The following is a 19,940-nucleotide window of genomic DNA, read 5'->3' as shown; positions in this document are numbered from 1 at the left end:
AAAAATCCGGCGGTTAATTTTATCGGGAAACAATTTCTGTTATATACTGCCCTCTATTGCAAACACGGCATAAAAGCCAAAGGCTTTTGAGAGCCTAGTATAAATCAATCATCATTCTCATTTTCGAGCGAAGATGATTTTTGCAGAGATGATGTGTCTATCATCTGCGGTGTTGTAGAGCCGATATCTGAAACATTTGCATTTATTGTAATATCAATCTGTGTATCTTTGCCATCCGATGTCTGACCGCTGATAACAATTGTCATATTCTGTGCAGACAAATTTCCTTTTGCAATGTCTGCATCCATGGTGACGCTTTCAATTCTGGCATTCTGCGTAATAGGAAATTCCTGCAGCAGTATATCTCCTAAATCATTTTTGCCGTTTTCATTATTTATTCCTGCGTTCATCTCCGTAAAGGCGGAAGCGGCCACATTTGCAATCTCCGGAATCTGAACATCGGTCAGCGACACTGAAATCGTATCACCGTGTGAAACGAACTGATTGCTCAGATCTCCCACAAACAAATCCGCTGTCATTTCCGCAAGCTTAATCATATTAGGAGTAAGCATCTCGTTTTCATCACGCTTTTCCTTGCGGCTTTTTTCGGTGTATCTGCTGCCGTCGCTTTTAACCTTTATATTACAGTCGGAATACTCCTCCTGTACCATGTTTTGTCCTGCGACATCTGCCACAACACTTGCATACTGAACTCCGGCAGACTTTTCGTAAACTGCATTGCCGCTTGCAATGACTTTTCCATTCTGCTTCATCTGAACAGCGGCATTGACAGTCAGATTGTCCTCGCTGATGGTATTTACTACAGCCGATTTGTAATTCTCATATGGATTACCTGCTGCATAGGAAACAACACCTGCCGTTCCCATCAGTGCCAAACCTGCTGCCATGCAAGCTGCTGTTATTTTCTTTGCTTTCATTTGAATCAATCCTTTCGTTGTTTTCCTCTTTCGAGGTTGACTTTATTATAAAACCACACAATAAACTAACGCTAACCCAATTATAAACAAAAGATAAAATGGCATTAAAACTTATATAAAAAATACGCACATCCGAAGATGTACGTATCATAATCTATTATTTTACCAGCAGCAGCGTTCCCGCAGTTATCAGAACAAGACCAATCATGGATTTTTTCGTCAGCTTTTCTTTCAGCACAAAGTAAGAAAAAGCAATCGTCACCAGAATACTCAGTTTATCAATCGGCACAACTACACTTGCCTGACCGTCCTGCAAAGCCTTATAATAACACAGCCATGACAATCCAGTGGTCAATCCGGAAAGGCATATAAACAGCATATTTCGTTTACTGATAGCTTTGATTTCACTTTGTTTACCTGTTACGAAAACCATGAGCCATGCCATAATCAGCACAACAATTGTCCTTATGGCAGTACCAAGATTGGAATTAATTTCACTTATTCCGATTTTCCCGAGAATTGATGTCAGACTTGCAAATACTGCTGACAGAACAGCGTACCATAACCAGCCCCAGCCTTTTGTTTCATTGTCGGACTGCTTTTTGGTTATCATGAAATAAGTGCCAATACCAATCAAAAGCATACAAATAACTTTGACTGCACTGAGTTTTTCCCCAAGAACAAGGAAAGCAAGCAACATCGTCAGTATCGTACTTGACTTATCAATTGGCGCAACCTTGTTTACATTACCTATTTGCAAAGCTTTAAAATAGCAAAGCCAACTGCCTCCGGTTGAAAGTCCTGATAATATCAGAAATAACAGCGTTTTTCCTGAAATGCTGTCAATGTCTTGAAAAGCTCCGGTGAGCCAGACCATCAGCCAGGAAAAAATCAAAACTATAATTGTCCTGATAGCCGTGGCAACTGTGGAATCTATATTTTTGATTCCAATCTTTGCAAGCACGGCAGTAACTCCGGCAAAAAGAGCTGAACCAAATGCAAACGTAATCCACACAGGCACATCACCTACGCTCTGAAACGATATCCCGCACCCCAAACTGTTTCAATATAATGCGGATCGGAAGGATCGTCCTCGATTTTTTCACGAAGCCTGTTAATATGAACTGCCACTGTTGCATTATCACCGACAGAGTCCATGCCCCATATTCGCTCATACAGCGTTTCCTTATCAAAAACCATATCTGCATTTGTCACCAGAAAAAGCAACAGTTCATACTCTTTATTTTTCAAGCTGATTTCCTTTTCCTTTACAAATACACGATGTGATTTCGGATTGATACGAATCGCACCTACTGTTATTTCCGGCTGAATCTCCTGTATGCCGCCTTTCAGTCTGTTGTAGGTTGCAATATGTGCCTGTACTCTTGCAACAAGTTCTCCCGGCGAAAAGGGTTTTACGATGTAATCGTCTGCGCCAAGTCCCAGACCTCTGATCTTATCAATATCTTCTTTTTTGGCTGTTACCATAAGAATAGGTATATCCAGATGTTCCCGCAAGCTCCGACATACGGTGAAACCATCAATTTCAGGCAGCATTAAATCAAGCAGAACCAGCTGAAATCCGCCTTTTAATGCCGTATTCATTCCGCTTACACCGTCAGTTTCAATTTTTACCTCAAATCCATTGATTTCAAGATAATCTCGTTCAATTTCAGCAATGGCAATATCATCTTCTATAATTAAAATTTTACTCATGCTGCTCCTCCTTTGGAATTGTCATCACGATACGCAAACCCTTTGGCTGTAAATTTTCTGCGTGAATCGAGCCGCCGAAGCGTTCCAGAATTTTTGAAGTAATGGCAAGCCCTAGTCCGCTGCCTTTATTTGGATTATTCCTTGACGAATCACTGCGATAAAATACATCAAACAGCTTCGGCAGTGCCTCTGACGGAACTCCGGGACCATTATCCTCAATGATGACACTTACATCTTCAGTGGAATTTTCACAATAAATCTCTACAGCTACTGTTTCGCTGTCTTTGTATTTCAGACTGTTTTCCAGAATGTTGGTAATGGCACTGCGCAGCTGAACTGGATCAGCATAAACCTCCAGATCCTGCGGAATATCTTTGCAAAGAATCTGCATACCCTTTTCCTGATATTCCTTTTGATTTGATGTGACGACAGAGAGAATTTCTTGTCCAATGTTCAGCTTCTCAGGATAAAAAGGACAATCACCAAGATCAAGCTTTGAAAACAAAAACAACTTGTCTACCATGCGGTCGATGTCGTTTGCTTTCGACAGGATGGTTATCATGTATTTCTGCTGCATCTGCGGTGTTGCCGCAACACCCTCCAGCAGCCCCTCAATATACGCTTTAATAGAAGTCAGCGGTGTTCTCAGATCGTGAGAAATTCCTGCAATCAGTTCCTTACGATTCTGCTCGTTTTTCTGAGTGATCTCTACGGATTCTCTTAATCTTACAGCCATATCGTTAAAATCCTCACAGACACTCTGAAACTCGTCCTGTTCGTTATATGTAATGCGATAATCCAGATTTCCGTCACGAATCTGATGGACACCGTCTGTGAGAATATCCAACGGAGCTTCTATTTTTCTGAAAACAAACTTTGTAAGAAAACGGTTTGTGACAATTACCGCAGCGATAATCATGATGCAAAGAATTACAATAATATTTTTTACCAGAAATTCATTGTATTGGCTTTCTTGTATTTCACTGCTGCTATAAATAAGAACGTGATAGGTTTCACCATTTACCAGAATTTTTTCTCCGTAAAGACAGCTTCCATTCATTGAAATATTGCCTTCACCACCTAAGCTTTCCATTGCAGAAATAAGTACAGCTTCCGTTTGGCTTTTGTTGCTGCTGCCTATGGTACAAACAATTCCTGTATCATCATAAATATCTAGCTTCATTTCCTGAGATGAAAGATACTTTTCAATAGTATGATATAGTTTGGAATCTGTAATATCTTCATTGCTGTCCAGAAATTCCTTTGACTGCTCCACAAGAAGTTCATGGATATACGAAAGGTTGTTTTCTTTTACTGTTTCGTCCATAAACTGCTTGTAAAATAAATTCATAAACAGAAACATGGATATTAAAATAATAAGTATACTTACCAGTGCCGGAATGATCAGCATCAGGGTATTGGAAATAAACAGACGTTTTTTTATCGTCATAGCTGAATCAGCTCGTTTCTTATATTATCAGTATTTATTATATCATACTGTAGTTTTCTCGTCAATCTGTTCTGACTTTGCATACACAATTTTCATAGTCTGCATACCCATAATCACAGCACCGCCAATGATAAAAAATACAAAACTGAATGTGTCAATGGAAAGCGATGGCTGTGGCATATCAAGAGTAGTTGGTCCCATTACAATTGCATACAGTGAACCGAGCATAAGTCCGATAATGAGATACACCGTTGCCGCTCTGTGCTTATCAAGAGCTTTTCTGATGATCTTGATAATTGATATCACTCCGGTAACCACGCCCAATCCAAATGCGATCACGATTGGCAGTGCGTGAAAATTGAAATGCAGAATATCCTTGATTGCTGTGACAATTGGCAGATAAATTCCGAAAATCAAAAGCAGCGTTGACCCAGATATTCCCGGCAGAATCATAGCACAAATTGCAATTGCTCCGCAGACAAATACATATACAAATGTTAATATATTTGGGTTGCTCAAATTCATACCATTCCCGACGCCAACCGGATTGAAATATGTAATGACGGATACCAGTACAATACCTATCATTACAAAAAATATTCTGTTGATTTTTTCTTTCAGACAGCCTTTTTCTTCGATAATCACAATGGGAATTGCAAAAATAATAAATCCCATGAATAATGAAGAAATCTGATAAATATGCGTTTCAAAGACGTTTGCCAGAATTATAACGGCAAGTCCAAATCCAATAGTCCAGCCAATGCCAAGCTTTATCAGATATTTTATTGCAGAAATTCTTTTTTCTTTTGTACCTGAAATTAAATCATCCAACGATCCTACAAAATTGTCGTAGAATCCAAGTAAAAATGCTACTGTTCCGCCGGACACTCCCGGGACACTGTCAGCCAGTGCCATACAGAAACCGTAAATGAATGTCAGAATTTTTTTCATAATAAACTACTCCTTTATCGTTCGTTTTTTCCATGATACATCAGAAAATTCAAACGAATTGAAACTATAATTCAACCAGAGATAAAATATTGTTAAACTGTTTTTAAACTGAAAAAGAGCTGATGTACCTTTCATTAAGGTACATCAGCTCATAAAATTATCAGTCGTTGCTTTTTATGCCATTGTCATAAACCATTCCACGATTTCCGGGTCATAGTGGGAGAAAAACAGACTTTCACCACCGTCCAGCGCTTCAACGGCTTCCATTTCCTCTGCTGTCAGAGTAAAGTCGAAAACGTTGAAATTCTCCTCCATACGTTCCTTATGGGTGGATTTGGGAATCACGACCACATCGCTCTGCATCAGAAAACGCAAAGCGACCTGTGCTGCTGACTTTCCGTGTTTTGCACCGATTTCCTTTAAAACAGGATTGTTGAAGTAGTCATTTTTCCCCTCTGCAAAAGGTCCCCAGGATTCAATCTGTGCACCGCACTTTTTGAGATATTCTTTCGCAGTCTTCTGCTGCTGGAACACATGAGTTTCCACCTGATTGACTGCCGGTTTGATCTCAGCAAAATGGTGAATATCAATAAATCTGTCCGGATAGAAGTTGGACACGCCTATCGCTTTCACCTTGCCGGCTTTGTATGCCTCTTCCATGGCACGATAAGTACCATAATAATCTCCGAATGGCTGATGGATCAGCAACAGGTCAATATAGTCCGTTTTTAGCTTGCGCAGGGATTCCTCAATTGACGTTTTAGCCTTTTCATATCCTGAATTGCTTATCCATACTTTCGTAGTGATGAACAGCTCCTCACGAGGAATGCCGCACTTTACAATTGCGTTTCCTACGCCTTCTTCGTTACTGTAAGCCTGCGCCGTATCAATAGAACGGTAGCCAACAGAAATTGCATCAAGGACGCATCTTTCCGCCTCCGCCGGGTCGATCTGATACACACCATAACCAAGTTTTGGCATTTTTACGCCATTATTCAATGTTATATATTCCATATACAAATTACTCCTTCCCATTTCACAAACCAGTTCATACGCCGGGGTTTTTTGATAAGCAATGTTCCGAGTACAAGCTTAAAAAATCTAATTCTATTATCGCTCATTGCCTTTATATTAATAATGTAATTTTCTCCTTATCACAATGCTCCCACTATTTTATGTGGAATATATAATTCTTCAAGATAAGCAATATCTTCCTGAGAGAGTGAAATATCCAGTGCTCCTGCTGCATCATCAAAGTATTTTGCTTTCGTTGCGCCGATAATCGGAGAAGTCACTCCCTTTGCAAGCAGCCACGCTATTGAAATCTGAGACATTGTAGCATCGTATTTTTTAGCAATCTCCGCCACACGCTTTACAATGCAAGAGTCCTTTTCCTGCATGCTGTCATATTTCTGAGCAGCTGTTTTATCAGTCTGACTGCGTTTTGTATCGGTATGCCATTCAAGACGTGAAAGTCTTCCGGACGCAAGGGGACTGTAAGGCGTGAGTGATACATTATACTGTCTGCAAACCGGAATCATTTCACGTTCGTCCTCACGGTACAGCAAATTATAATGATTCTGCATGGAAATAAATTTTGTCCAGCCGTTTTTCTCAGCGGCAAGCTGCATATTATGAAACTGATAACCGTACATTGCAGAAGCACCCAAAGCACGTACTTTTCCGGATTTAACAAGTCCGTCGAGCGCTTCCATTGTTTCTTCAATCGGAGTATCATAATCAAATCTATGTATGATATACAGATCTACATAATCTGTGCCCAGACGTTTCAGCGAACTGTCAATCTCACGGTTTATCGCTTCTTTTGAGAGATTCCCTTCATTAAAGTAAACTTTTGTGGCAATCACTGCCTTATCACGAGCAATATTTTTCTTCAAAGCCTGACCGAGATATTCCTCGCTTGTGCCATGAGAATATACATTGGCGGTATCAAAAAAGTTGATTCCAAGATCAAGAGCTTTTCTAATAATTGTTTCAGTTTCTTGAGGATTTAGTGTCCATTGATGAAAATCCTCAGACGGTCTGCCAAAACTCATGCAGCCAACACATAGCTGTGATACCTTAATTTCTGAATTGCCAAGCTGTACATATTTCATTACTTTTCCTCCTCAAATCCATTTTTCAATCTCTGCTTTAGACATCTTCACACTGCCGCCACGAATGGCAAGTCCCGTTTCCACCTTCGCTTCCGGACATAGCTTTCTGATATCATTTATGCTTCCGCCCAGACCGCTTCCCTCATGAGTGCAGAATGGCTTAATAATCTTTCCGCTGAAATCAAAATGCTCCAGAAAAGTAAATACCGCCATTGGCATTGTACCCCAGTAGTTGGGGAAACCGAGATATATCTCACTGTATTGTTCCATCGTTTCCGGATAAGCTTTCAGCTCCGGACGGGCATTGAGATTCTGATCAGCCTGTGCCTGTGCAATACATTCGTTGTAGTTTTTGGAATAAGGATGTGCCTGTTCGATTTTGAATGTGTCTGCACCTGTCAACTCTGCGATAATACTGGCTGCAATTTCCGTATTGCCGATATCTAGATTTTTTATCATGCCGCTTACGTAGTTTTCGTCGGCTCTTGAATAAAATGCCACAAGTTTATCTGACATTTACATATCCCTCCGTGTGCTTTGTTTATTGTATCTTTATTATATCACATGACAGCTTGACATGGAATCTCCGATATGTTATTATAGTATAAACTATTAGTTGATACTATACGGAGGCTGAGTATGTATAACCATATGCTTGATACGTTTATCGCAGTTGCTGACTGCGGCAGCTTTACAAAAGCATCGCAGCAGCTGTATATCTCTCCCACAGCCATTATGAAACAGATGAATGCACTGGAAAATCACCTGGAACTGAAACTGATTGAACGCACTCCTTCGGGTGTACAGCTGACTTCGGCTGGTGAAATAATATACCGGAATGCTAAGTTTATGATAGACTATTCCCACAAATCCATTGCGGAAGCAAAGGAAAGTGTTTATGCAAACGATACTACCTTTTGCGTCGGCACATCACTGCTGAATCCTGCTAAGCCATTTATGGATATCTGGTATTGTGTGAACAAAGACTTCCCCGAGTATAAACTGCATCTTGTACCTTTTGAGGATAATCATGAGGGGATACTTTCGGAAATTGAGAAACTGGGGAAAAAGTTTGACTTTCTGATTGGCGTATGCGATTCAAAAGCGTGGCTTTCCCGCTGTAATTTTCTTCCGCTGGGTCGATACCAGAAAATGATTGCTGTGTCCCGGGAACATCATCTTGCAAAAAAAAGCCGCATGGACCTTCAAGACCTATACGGCGAAACGCTTATGATGGTAAAGCAGGGAGATTCGGGGGTGAACGATTTTATACGCAATGATCTGCAAAGGTATCACCCGAAGATTCGCATTGAGGACACACCGCAGTTTTACGATTTATCTGTATTCAACCGCTGTGCGGAAACCGGAAAGGTTCTGCTGACCATTGAATGCTGGCAGGAGGTTCACCCCGGACTTGTTTCCATTCCGGTAAACTGGGACTACAGCATACCTTACGGTCTGCTTTACAGCTTTGATGCACCGAAAGATGTACTCAGGTTTGTTGAGAGAGTAAAAGCTCTTAGAAATGAATGATACGATGACTCTTATTTTTGTCAAGTTTTAATTCTGCCCTCAATTACAATTCTGAAATATTGGGAACATCGTCCGCGTCCGCCGGATTCGAGTGTTTACAAATTCGGTCTTTTCGCCGTTTTCAAGCTGAATTATGGAAATTGCGCTCTCGCTGTAATACTTTATTTGGATATAATGTCAATTGACACTTTTATATATTAGTGATATAATAAAAATATGATTATACACTTTGGCAAAGGGGGTGTTCTAATGAAAAAGAAAAACAAGCTTGTTCCTGCAAATTCCGGCGAATCCAGTTTCACGTTAAATGTTCCTGACGGAAGAGGCACATTTGAAAAAGGAATTGATGGAAGAGGAAATCCGTTTGAAAAGCGAACATATGAGAATGGTGATTTTCTCAAACAAGAGTTGTTGCATAGTGATGAACTCAAAGTAACAGCAAAGAAGAAAATCAAGTAATCATAGCAATAACAAAAAAGAGCTATCCGATTCCCAAACGAATCAGATAGCTCTTATCTTTTCAAACAAATAATATATTATTGTTGCCGATAACCGAGAATTGTTGCCAAAACGTTGCCACTGTTATCATGATAACAGCAAAAGCAACGTATTTTAGCCGTTTATTCAGCTTTTGACATTATTCCCACTCTATTGAAGCAGGTGGTTTAGTGGTAATATCGTAGACAATTCTATTAACATTCTTTACTTCATTAACTATTCTGGCAGATATTTTTTCAAGTATGTCATATGGAATTTTAGCGAAATCGGCGGTCATGAAATCAGTTGTAGTAACCCCTCTGAGAGCAAGAACATAATCATATGTTCTTGCGTCACCCATGACGCCTACCGTTCTAGTATTTGTAAGCACTGCAAAATACTGATGAATATCTTTATCTAATCCGGCTTTTGAAATTTCCTCACGGAAAATATAGTCTGCTTCCTGAAGAATTTTAACCTTATTTTCATCGAGATCACCGATAATTCTGATGGCAAGTCCCGGACCAGGGAACGGCTGACGGCTTACCAGTTCATAAGGCAGACCAAGTTCTGTACCAAGTTTTCTCACTTCGTCTTTAAAAAGAAGTCGTAATGGCTCAATAATTTCTTTAAAATCAACATGGTCGGGAAGTCCTCCGACATTATGATGAGATTTTATGACTGCTGCTTCGTCATCATCGCCGCTTTCAATAACATCAGGATAAATCGTTCCCTGAACAAGATAATCTACAGTACCTATTTTTTTAGCTTCTTTTTCAAAAACATTTATAAATTCAGCACCAATAATTTTTCTTTTCTGTTCCGGATCGGAAACGCCTTTAAGCTTTTCTATAAAATACTTTGATGCGTCAACTCTTACAAAATTAATATCCCAGTCTGCAAAAGCTTTTTCGACTTCATCACCCTCATTTTTTCTAAGAAAACCATGGTCAACAAAAATACTTGTAACCTGTTTTCCGACTGCTTTTGACAGAAGTGCGGCAGCAACAGAACTGTCAACTCCGCCTGACAGGGCTAATAAGACTTTTTTATCGCCGACTTTAGCACGGATATCGGCAATAGCTGTTTTAACGTAATTTTCCATTGACCAATCGCCTGTGAATCCACATACATTGTAAAGGAAGTTTCTGAGCATAGCTACGCCATTTTCGGTATGATTAACTTCAGGATGGAACTGTATGCCGTACAGCTTTTTATCTTCATTTTCAATAGCTGCTGCCGGACAGGAATCAGAATATGCAGAAGCCTTGAAGCCATCGGGAAGCTTTGATATGTAATCAGTGTGGCTCATCCATGAAATGCCTTTTTCAGGAAGTTCATTGAAAAGTTTGCTTTGTACATCGTAATTTGTTTCAGTTTTGCCGTATTCTCTCATTTCAGCTGTAGATACAGTACCTCCAAGAGTAAAAGCCATAAGCTGACAGCCGTAGCATATACCCAGAACAGGGATACCTAATTCAAAAATTTCCTTGTCAATTCTTGGAGCGTTTTCAGCGTAAACGCTGTTTGGACCGCCTGTAAAAATGATACCTGTTGGTTTTCTTTTCTTTATTTCTTCAATTGGAGTTTTACGGCTGATAACCTCGCAGTAAACTCCGCATTCACGTACTCTTCTTGCAATCAGCTGATTGTACTGACCGCCGAAATTCAAAATTAAACAAAGCTGATGATTCATATTTAACTCCTTTGATTGAATTTAATATTTATATTATGCCATTTTTCGATAAAAATTGCAACTGTTTTTCATAATTTCATTTGAAAATATATCATATCAATTAATTGCTGACCGCATTCAAAAATAGGATGATCATAATTATCTATAAAGAAATTTTTAATAATATGGGATTTTCTAAATCCACATTTTTCATAAAATGGTACGGTTAAGGGACTGTTTCCGGTTCCAACCTGTAAAATATCATATTTATCTTTATATTTATTAACGATAAAATCAATAAGTTTTCTGCCATACCCCTTATGCTGATGTTCTGGAACTGTCGCAATGTTTTTGATTTCCAGTATGCCGTTGCCTTCATCGGTTATAATGCAGATTGCTTTTGTTCCGTTATTATTTAAAACATACATAATTCCTCTATTCAAATAGAGGTCAATCATATCTTCCTGTTCATCGGCAAGAAGAAGTAAATTTATGTATTGTTTCTTGTTTTCTTTAATTTCTGTAATTTTCATAATATATAAACTGTGTTCTGTTCAGTCCTTAAAATCAATTTGTACAAATATCCTTAACAATTTCTCCTGCAATAATAAGTCCTGCAACTGACGGAACAAATGAAACGCTTCCTATAGTTTTTCGCTTTGTCGTTATTTCCTTGCTTTCTGCTTTATGTTCACAAGGTTTTTCCGTGGAATAAACTACTTTTAGTTTTTTTACATTTCTTTTTTTCAGTTCATGTCTCATGATCTTTGCAAGGGGACACATTTCTGTTTTGTATATGTCGGTTACTATGAGCTTTGTAGGATCAAGTTTGTTTCCTGTACCCATAGAAGAAATAACAGGAACATTTTGCTTATTTGCATTTTCAATCAAAGTCAGCTTAGAAGAAACGGTATCGATAGCATCGGCAATGTAGTCGAATCCGGATAAATCAATTTCGCTGCCGGTATAAAAGCAGTCCAGTGCGACAACGTTTGCATTAGGATTTATGTCAAGTATTCTTTCTTTAGCAACATATACTTTCTTCTTACCGATAGTAGAATGAAGAGCAATAAGCTGGCGATTCAGATTAGTTATTGTCACTTCGTCATTATCAATAAGTATAAGCTTTCCCACACCGCATCTGGCAAGAGCTTCGGCAATACAAGATCCAACTCCTCCTACGCCGAAAATTGCAACTGATGAACTTTTCAGCTTTTTCATACCGTCTTGTCCAAGCAGAAGTTCTGTTCTTGAAAATTCATTAAGCACGCCAATCACCTCTGTCTGTTACAATTTTATATCCAGCTGATTCAACTCGTCTTTCAAGGCATTTTCTGCATTCTGCTGCTTCATCTCCCATACAGATTTTATTATCGTAAAGGGAATAAAGCTTTCTGAATTTTACCGGAGACAGATTCGGCATTACTACATTAGCTCCTGCTTTTAGTCCAAGTTCTCTTCCTTTGGGATTTATAGTTCCCAAGGCGGTAGTTGACGGGATCAAGGCATGGGGGAGGAGAAGACGTGTAAGAGCAACCACAACCAAAGTATCTCTGAGAGTACCGTTTTTAAAATCCTTAAATGGTGTTTCATTATGTGAAATAAACGGACCGATTCCAACCATTTCTGGTTCTAATTTTTTAATAAACAGCAGATCTTCCACAAGATTGTCATGAGTTTGAAAAGGGGAACCTACCATAAATCCTGCGCCTGTCTGAAAACCGATTTTCTTTAATGTTTTCAAACATTCTATTCGGTTGTCAAAGGACATTTCTTCAGGGTGAAGTTTTTCATAGTGTGATTTAGTTGCAGTTTCATGTCTCAGCAGATACCTATCTGCACCGGCATTAAATAATGCTTTATAGCTTTCTTCTGTGCGCTCTCCGAGAGAAAGGGTTACCGCACAATCCGGATATTTTCCTTTTATTTTAGAGATGATACTGCAAAGTACGCTGTCGCTGAAAAATGAATCTTCACCGCTTTGCAGTACAAAGGTACGGAAGCCAAGCTCATATCCGGTATCACAGCACAGCAGAATGTCCTGTTCCGTCAGTCTGTACCGGTTAATTTTATGGTTATCACGGCGTATACCGCAGTAAAGGCAGTTATTTTTGCAGTAATTTGATAGTTCAATTAATCCTCTGATATAAACGTCTTTACCATATATCTGTTTTCTGATTTTGTCAGCTGATTCAAAAAGATATTCATCATTAGAGTTGTTTTCTATAATTGCAATAATATCTTTCTTTTCAGCCATATGAGTGCTTGAGATTCTGTCAATTATCTCTTTAATATTCATAGAAATCTCCAATTAATAATATTATTTTAATCATAATCATAGAACATTCTGTATTTTTTATCATTGTGCGCATAACAGCTTAAAACCAGTCCGATTGCTATATACATGCTGAGAAGCGCAGTTCCGCCGGCACTGAAAAACGGCAAAGGAATTCCGATAACAGGCATTACTTTCAGAACCATTCCTATGTTCATAAAACAGTGAGTAAAGATCATAGCAAATGTCCCCAGACAAATAAGCTTTCCCAGCTTGTCCATTGTATTTCTGCTGTTATTAAGTATTTTTATACAGATGTAAGCAAGTATTAAGATTACTGCAATTGCTCCTACAAATCCAAATACTTGACCAATATATGAGAAAATAAAGTCGTTGTGCATTTCAGGAACAATTACATAATCATCTTTATTTCCAAAGAGACCTTTACCAAATAATTTTCCCGAACCCAGAGCGGCAAGACCTAAATTCTGCTGATATTCAAGTCCCATAGGATCAGTTCCCGGGTGTATAAGCACTAAAATACGATTTTTATGAAGAGATTGTAATCCATAGTTCCAGAGAAGATATATTGCCGGAGGAGTAATTACAATCGCAGCAATTATATATTTTATAGAAAGTCCTGCTGAAAACAGCATTACTACAAACATAAGAATAAACACCATAGCCGTACCGTAGTCTCCTTGCAGCGCCACAAGTCCGATTGGTATTGCTCCGTGAATAATCAATAACAAAAGATGAAGCGGATGATTTATGTTTTCTTCATCTTTGTAAAGATGAAATGAAAAAGTAAGAATAAAAGCAAGCTTCAGGAATTCCGAAGGCTGAAGGGTAGTGAATCCCAGATTAAGCCACGCTCTGTCATCTGCTCCGGCGCGCTGGAGACCCAGACCGGTAAAAGTCAGTAGCACAAGAGCAATAGAGGCAGGAGCATATAGAAACCACAATTTAACCAGATGATGATAATCAATTGACGCTATAATGAAGCATACTGCAATTCCGAGTCCGGTAGATATAAGCTGTATAATATAGGTACGCTTTTCAATGTCTCCTATACCGACTTTATACATGGAATAAAGCATAATTACGCCTATCAGCGCACATACCGTTACTGCTATAAGCAGTCCCTTATCAAGACGTTTATAGTATTTGGAGATTTTTTTAACAAGTGTATTCATAATTTTACCTTTCTTCTGTTTGCCGAGTAATAAGAATCTGTTTTCATGAGTATTCACGAATAGATTCTGAAATTATTTACTGTTGTCTTGTTCCATATTCCAATATTTTCTATCAAGGCTTCTGAACTGTATAGCAGCGGATATATGTTCTTTTTCTATTATTTCGCTGGATTTCAGATCAGCAATTGTTCTTGCAACTTTCAGAATTCTGTCATATGCTCTTGCAGATAAACCAAGCTTGTCAAAAGCGTTTCCGATAAAAGCTTTGGCGCTGTCACTCATCATACAGAATTCCTGAAGCCTGTCAGGAGTTATATTTGCATTGCAGTTTATTTTACTGTTTTTAAATCTTTCATTTTGTATATCTCTGGCTTTTGTTACTCTTTTTCGTATTTCAGAAGAGGATTCTTCTTTTTTATTTGATGAAAGATCCTGAAATTCAACAGGAGCGGCTTCAATATGCAGATCAAATCTGTCCAGAAGGGGTCCGGATATTTTGGAAAGATATGTTGAAACCTGTTTGTGAGAGCAACGGCATTTGTTTCCGGGATGTCCGTAATAGCCGCAGGGACAGGGGTTCATTGCTGCTATGAGCATTATTGATGCCGGATAAACCACTGTTCCTGCCGCTCTTGAAATAGTGACTTTTCCGTCCTCCAGAGGCTGTCTTAATATTTCAAGTGTTTTGCGGTCAAATTCCGCAAGTTCGTCCAGAAAAAGTAGACCGTTATGAGCAAGAGAAATTTCTCCGGGTTTGGGTATTGAACCGCCTCCGGCAAGACCGGCGGCAGAAATAGTATGATGGGGAGTCCGGAAAGGTCTTTCGGTAACTAACGGCGATTTGGGGTCGAGCAATCCGGATATTGAATGTATTTTTGTAGTTTCAATTGATTCTTCAAATGTCATTTCCGGAAGTATAGAAGGCATTCGCTTTGCCAGCATACTTTTTCCGCTTCCGGGAGTACCGATAAGAAGTGCATTATGTCCTCCAGCTGCGGCAATTTCAAGAGCTGCTTTGGCTGTTTTTTGACCTTTGACATCTGAAAAATCAAACGTATAGTTTTCCGGTTTATTTTCAGGTATGAATTTCGGTTGTTTTTCAATTCTTGTACGCATTGTAAAATGGTCAAGGATTTGTGATACAGATTCGGCTGCATATATGTCGATACCTTCGGCAACGGAAGCTTCAAAAGCATTGTCCTTGGGTACGAATACTGATTTAAAACCGGTTTCTCTTGCAAGCAGAACCATAGGCAGGACGCCTTCTATAGGACGCAGGGTACCGTTTAATGAAAGTTCTCCGATGAAGCAGCAGGAGTCAAGATTTTCTTTAATATAGCCTGCGGCTTTCAGTACGGCAACAAGTATAGCAATATCGTGAACAGAACCGCTTTTTCTTGTTCCGGCAGGGGCGAGGTTTACCATTACCTTAGCCACGGGAAATTCTATATTGCAGCATCTCATAGATGCTTTTATTCTTTCACGGCTTTCCTTTACTACAAGATCGGGAAGTCCTACGATATCAAATGCCGGAATTCCACGGCTTATTTCTATTTCAACATCAACATTGAATGCATTCAGTCCGAAAAGACCAAGACTGTTAATTTTTGCAAACATAAAATGCCCCTCCGGTATGTAATTTACAATTACATATATTATATCATGTTTGAGGGAAAATGTAAATAAATATCAAATTAAAGAGAAAAATATTTTTTCCAGGTATGTATATTTTTAGCTTGGTTCACATTATATGGATTTGGATAAAATATTTTATATGGTAAGTTACAAAAAGCGGCATAATCCCTTAACAGGACTATGCCGCTGGTCAAAAATACTTGCTTTTGACCGTAATTTTATATATTAGGGATTGTAACTGTCGGAGACGGTGATGAAGAATGCTGTTCAGCTCCATATCCTTCATTTCTTACAACCGAAACCTTATTGTAAATATCCATACCAGTACCGGCAGGAATAAGTTTACCGATAATAACATTTTCCTTAAGACCAAGAAGCTTATCGCTTTTGCCTCTGATTGCGGCGTCAGTGAGAGCCTTGGTTGTTTCCTGGAATGATGCCGCCGACAGGAAACTGTCAGAGCTTGAAGACGCTTTTGTAATACCCTGAAGTACAGGAAGAACGGTAACATATTCAAGATTTTCTTCTCCGTTTTCCATTCTGTCTCTGATTGAATTGTTAATAGCGTCCACTTCTTTTTTATCAACCATTGCTCCGGGAAGAAGATAGCTGCTTCCTGATTCGTCAACCTTGATCTTTCTGAGCATTTGACGAACGATTACTTCGATGTGCTTATCGTTGATGTCAACACCCTGTAAGCGGTAAACCTTCTGAACTTCATGAATAATATAATTCTGAACTGCCTGAACACCGAGAATGCTGAGAATATCAGACGGATAAACGTTACCCTCAGTCAGCTTTGTACCCTTTTCAATTACTTCATTTTCCTTAACTCTGATCTTGAAATTGTAAGGTACCATATACGTTTCAGATTCATTTGTTTCATGATTTGTGACGATAACATTTCTGGTAGTCTTGATTTCTTCAATATGAACAACGCCGTCAATTTTAGAAAGTATAGCAGCATTTTTAGGTCGTCTTGCCTCAAACAGTTCCTCGACACGAGGCAGACCCTGTGTAATATCTTCCGCAGACGCAATACCGCCTGTATGGAAAGTTCTCATTGTAAGCTGCGTACCAGGTTCACCGATTGACTGTGCGGCAATGATACCGACAGCTTCACCAACGGCAACAAGATTACCGTTTGCAAGGTTAGCGCCATAACATTTCGCACATACGCCGTGTTTGGATTTGCAATGAAGAACAGAACGGATCTTAATTCTTTCAACGCCGGATTCACAGATTCTCTTTGCGTCTGCTTCAGTAATGATCTTATCTTTGGACATAATAATCTCACCGGTTGCAGAGTCTTTCAGATCGTCAACAAGGTATCTTCCTAAAAGTCTTTCAATCAGCGGTTCAATAATTTCATTGCCGTTTCTGATTTCATAAACTTCAATACCGTCGGCAGCATGACAGTCATGCTCACTGATAATAACGTCCTGTGATACATCGACAAGACGTCTTGTAAGGTAACCTGAATCGGCGGTACGAAGAGCGGTATCGGCAAGACCTTTTCTGGCGCCTCGTGAAGAAATGAAGTATTCCAGAATGTTAAGACCTTCACGGTAATTGGCTCTGATAGGAATCTCGATTGTAGTACCGGAAGTATTTGCAATAAGTCCACGCATACCGGCAAGCTGTCTTATCTGATTGATACTACCACGGGCACCGGAATCAGCCATCATGAAAATAGGATTATATTTATCAAGTCCTGTTTTCAGTGCAGTTGTAACATCATCGGTAGCCTTGTTCCATACGTCGATTACTTTCTTTGATTTTTCTTCTGATGAAATATAACCGTAGTCGTATTGTTTTGTGATAACATCAATTTTCTTGTCAGCCTCTGCAAGAATATCCTTTTTCTGCGGAGGTATCGTAGCGTCGCAAACGGCAACGGTAATAGATGCCTGTGTTGAATATTTAAATCCGAGAGCCTTGATTTTATCAAGCACTTCCGAAGTTGTAGTTGTACCGTGAATTCTTATACATCTTTCAATAATATTTGAAAGCTGTTTTTTACCTACGAGGAATGCAATTTCAAGATCAAACTGCTTATCGGAATTAGTTCTGTCAACATATCCCAGATTCTGTGGGATACTTTCGTTGAATATCAGACGTCCTACTGTACAGTCGATTATCTTGGAAACTGTTTTATCGCCGATATCCTTTGTAATTCTTACCTTGATTGCGGCATGAAGTGAAACGTCGTGTTCATGATATGCCATAAGAGCTTCATTAACGTCTCTGAAAACCTTGCCTTCGCCCTTTTCTCCTTCCTTCTGCATTGTCAGGTAATAAGAGCCAAGTACCATATCCTGTGAAGGTACGGCAACAGGACAACCGTCGGAAGGTTTTAACAGGTTATTTGCTGCAAGCATAAGGAATCGTGCTTCTGCCTGTGCTTCTGCTGAAAGAGGCAGATGAACTGCCATCTGGTCGCCGTCAAAGTCAGCGTTAAAAGCTGTACAAACCAGCGGATGAAGCTTGATTGCACGTCCCTCAACCAGAACAGGTTCAAACGCCTGAATACCCAGTCTGTGAAGCGTGGGGGCACGGTTGAGCATTACAGGGTGATCCTTAATTACATTTTCAAGAGCATCCCATACTTCTGTTGAAGCTCTGTCAACCATTTTTCTTGCACTCTTTATATTAGCAATGACCTTTGTATCTACCAGTCTTTTCAGTACGAAAGGCTTGAAAAGCTCCAGTGCCATTTCCTTTGGAAGACCGCACTGATACATTTTAAGTTCAGGTCCGACTACGATAACCGAACGTCCAGAATAGTCTACACGCTTACCAAGAAGATTCTGACGGAAACGTCCCTGTTTACCCTTAAGCATATCAGATAGTGATTTCAGCGCACGGTTATTAGGACCTGTTACAGGTCTGCCGTGACGGCCGTTGTCAATAAGAGCGTCAACGGCTTCCTGAAGCATTCTTTTTTCATTCCTGATAATGATATCAGGAGCTTCAAGTTCAAGCATTCTCTTAAGACGGTTATTTCTGTTTATAACACGTCTGTAAAGATCATTAAGGTCTGAAGTAGCATAACGTCCGCCGTCCAGCATAACCATAGGACGTATATCCGGAGGAATTACCGGAATTACATTCAGTATCATCCATTCCGGTTTATTTCCGGAAAGTCTGAATGCTTCGATTATTTCAAGCCTTTTTAAAAGCTTGATTTTCTTCTGACCGGTTGGAAGACCTTTAAGTTCTTCTTTCAGATCGTCTGAAACAACCTCAAGATTGTTTCTCCACTCAGTATCGAGCTCAGCAAAAGTCTTGCATTCATCACATTCGCATGTCAGAGGAGAATGTGTACATTCCGCTTTTTTTCCGCCCAGAGATATTTTTCCTGAGTTTATAAGTCTGTTTTTATATACGTCGTATCTTTCAGGATCATATTCATGAAGAAGCTTCTGAATAGCTTCCGCACCCATTTCGGCAACAAAATCATCACCGTATTTTTCTCTGGCGTCAAGATATTCTTTTTCGGAAAGGAGCTGTTTTTTAATAAGCTCTCCGGTATTGCCCGGGTCAAGAACAATATACTTTGTAAAATAAAGAATTTCTTCAAGACGCTTTTGTGATATTTCAAGCACCTGACCTATTCTGGAAGGCGTTCCCTTAAAATACCATATATGTGAAACCGGAGCTGAAAGTTCGATGTGACCCATTCTTTCACGTCTTACCTTTGCGCGGGTAACTTCAACGCCGCAGCGGTCGCAGACCTTACCCTTAAAACGTATTTTCTTGAACTTTCCGCAGTGACATTCCCAGTCCTTGGTAGGTCCGAATATTCTTTCACAGAAAAGACCGTCCCTTTCGGGTTTCTGGGTTCTGTAATTTATAGTTTCAGGTCTTTCAACAACACCGTATGACCAGCTTCTTATCTGCTCAGGGGATGCAAGACCGATTTTTATTGAATCAAAAGTATTAAATTCCAAACCGTTACCTCCTAGTCAGTCGCA

General features: G+C 39.5%; 17 protein-coding genes. 2 read left to right on the top strand and 15 right to left on the bottom strand.

Annotation, left to right across the window (positions count from 1 at the left end):
• Nucleotides 1-104: 104 nt before the first annotated feature.
• The 8 genes from OCV67_RS04125 to OCV67_RS04090 form a co-directional block, all read right to left on the bottom strand.
• A complete protein-coding gene (locus tag OCV67_RS04125) occupies nt 105-938 on the bottom strand; it encodes a hypothetical protein (RefSeq protein ID WP_147642595.1) in 834 nt (277 codons plus the stop codon).
• 157 nt (nt 939-1,095) lie between these two features.
• Nucleotides 1,096-1,953 carry an EamA family transporter gene (locus OCV67_RS04120; RefSeq protein WP_147642594.1) on the bottom strand — a complete coding sequence of 286 codons (858 nt, stop codon included), beginning with the start codon at nt 1,951-1,953 and terminating at the stop codon, nt 1,096-1,098.
• Nucleotides 1,954-1,964: 11 nt separating this feature from the next.
• Nucleotides 1,965-2,654 carry a response regulator transcription factor gene (locus OCV67_RS04115; RefSeq protein WP_147642593.1) on the bottom strand — a complete coding sequence of 230 codons (690 nt, stop codon included), beginning with the start codon at nt 2,652-2,654 and terminating at the stop codon, nt 1,965-1,967.
• Nucleotides 2,647-4,104 carry a sensor histidine kinase gene (locus OCV67_RS04110; protein WP_147642592.1) on the bottom strand — a complete coding sequence of 486 codons (1,458 nt, stop codon included), beginning with the start codon at nt 4,102-4,104 and terminating at the stop codon, nt 2,647-2,649. The genes OCV67_RS04115 and OCV67_RS04110 overlap by 8 nt, the downstream gene beginning before the upstream one ends.
• 42 nt (nt 4,105-4,146) lie before the next feature.
• A complete protein-coding gene (locus OCV67_RS04105; protein WP_147642591.1) occupies nt 4,147-5,055 on the bottom strand; it encodes a DUF368 domain-containing protein in 909 nt (302 codons plus the stop codon).
• 174 nt (nt 5,056-5,229) lie between these two features.
• Complete coding sequence (locus tag OCV67_RS04100) at nt 5,230-6,069, bottom strand: aldo/keto reductase (RefSeq protein WP_147642590.1); 840 nt, start codon at nt 6,067-6,069, stop codon at nt 5,230-5,232.
• A gap of 140 nt (nt 6,070-6,209) precedes the next feature.
• On the bottom strand, nt 6,210-7,172 hold the full coding sequence (locus tag OCV67_RS04095; protein ID WP_147642589.1) for an aldo/keto reductase: 963 nt from the start codon (nt 7,170-7,172) through the stop codon (nt 6,210-6,212).
• Between the two features lie 12 nt (nt 7,173-7,184).
• Entirely contained in the window at nt 7,185-7,688 is a 504-nt protein-coding gene (locus tag OCV67_RS04090; protein WP_147642588.1) for a flavodoxin, read from the bottom strand.
• Nucleotides 7,689-7,811: 123 nt separating this feature from the next.
• Here OCV67_RS04090 and OCV67_RS04085 point away from each other — a divergent pair, with 123 nt between their 5' ends.
• Nucleotides 7,812-8,705: a LysR family transcriptional regulator gene (locus OCV67_RS04085; RefSeq protein WP_147642587.1), complete on the top strand. Its 894-nt coding sequence runs from the start codon at nt 7,812-7,814 to the stop codon at nt 8,703-8,705.
• Nucleotides 8,706-8,954: 249 nt separating this feature from the next.
• Nucleotides 8,955-9,164 (top strand): hypothetical protein, encoded by a 210-nt coding sequence (locus OCV67_RS04080; RefSeq protein WP_147642586.1) that lies wholly within the window; start codon nt 8,955-8,957, stop codon nt 9,162-9,164.
• 178 nt (nt 9,165-9,342) lie between these two features.
• Here the strand turns inward: OCV67_RS04080 and guaA are convergent, their stop codons facing one another.
• From guaA to rpoC, 7 genes are all read right to left on the bottom strand, one after another.
• On the bottom strand, nt 9,343-10,878 hold the full coding sequence (gene guaA, locus OCV67_RS04075) for a glutamine-hydrolyzing GMP synthase (RefSeq protein WP_147642585.1): 1,536 nt from the start codon (nt 10,876-10,878) through the stop codon (nt 9,343-9,345).
• 68 nt (nt 10,879-10,946) lie between these two features.
• Nucleotides 10,947-11,390 (bottom strand): GNAT family N-acetyltransferase, encoded by a 444-nt coding sequence (locus OCV67_RS04070; protein ID WP_147642584.1) that lies wholly within the window; start codon nt 11,388-11,390, stop codon nt 10,947-10,949.
• 34 nt (nt 11,391-11,424) lie between these two features.
• Nucleotides 11,425-12,126, bottom strand: a complete 702-nt coding sequence (locus tag OCV67_RS04065) for a tRNA threonylcarbamoyladenosine dehydratase (protein ID WP_147642583.1) — start codon at nt 12,124-12,126, stop codon at nt 11,425-11,427.
• The gene (gene hydE, locus OCV67_RS04060; protein ID WP_147642582.1) at nt 12,119-13,156 is read right to left on the bottom strand and encodes a [FeFe] hydrogenase H-cluster radical SAM maturase HydE; all 1,038 of its coding nucleotides are present in this window, start codon (nt 13,154-13,156) and stop codon (nt 12,119-12,121) included. The genes OCV67_RS04065 and hydE overlap by 8 nt, the downstream gene beginning before the upstream one ends.
• Nucleotides 13,157-13,182: 26 nt before the next feature.
• Nucleotides 13,183-14,328 (bottom strand): FtsW/RodA/SpoVE family cell cycle protein, encoded by a 1,146-nt coding sequence (locus OCV67_RS04055; protein WP_147642581.1) that lies wholly within the window; start codon nt 14,326-14,328, stop codon nt 13,183-13,185.
• Between the two features lie 72 nt (nt 14,329-14,400).
• Complete coding sequence (locus OCV67_RS04050) at nt 14,401-15,945, bottom strand: YifB family Mg chelatase-like AAA ATPase (protein ID WP_147642580.1); 1,545 nt, start codon at nt 15,943-15,945, stop codon at nt 14,401-14,403.
• Nucleotides 15,946-16,181: 236 nt separating this feature from the next.
• A complete protein-coding gene (gene rpoC / locus OCV67_RS04045) occupies nt 16,182-19,916 on the bottom strand; it encodes a DNA-directed RNA polymerase subunit beta' (RefSeq protein WP_147642579.1) in 3,735 nt (1,244 codons plus the stop codon).
• Nucleotides 19,917-19,940 lie beyond the last annotated feature (24 nt).

The sequence above is a fragment of the Porcipelethomonas ammoniilytica genome (assembly GCF_025567485.1).
GTDB classification, from domain to species: Bacteria; Bacillota; Clostridia; order Oscillospirales; family Ruminococcaceae; genus Porcipelethomonas; species Porcipelethomonas ammoniilytica.
Note: the sequence above shows the minus strand (reverse complement) of the source record. Positions and strands in the feature narration are given on the sequence as shown.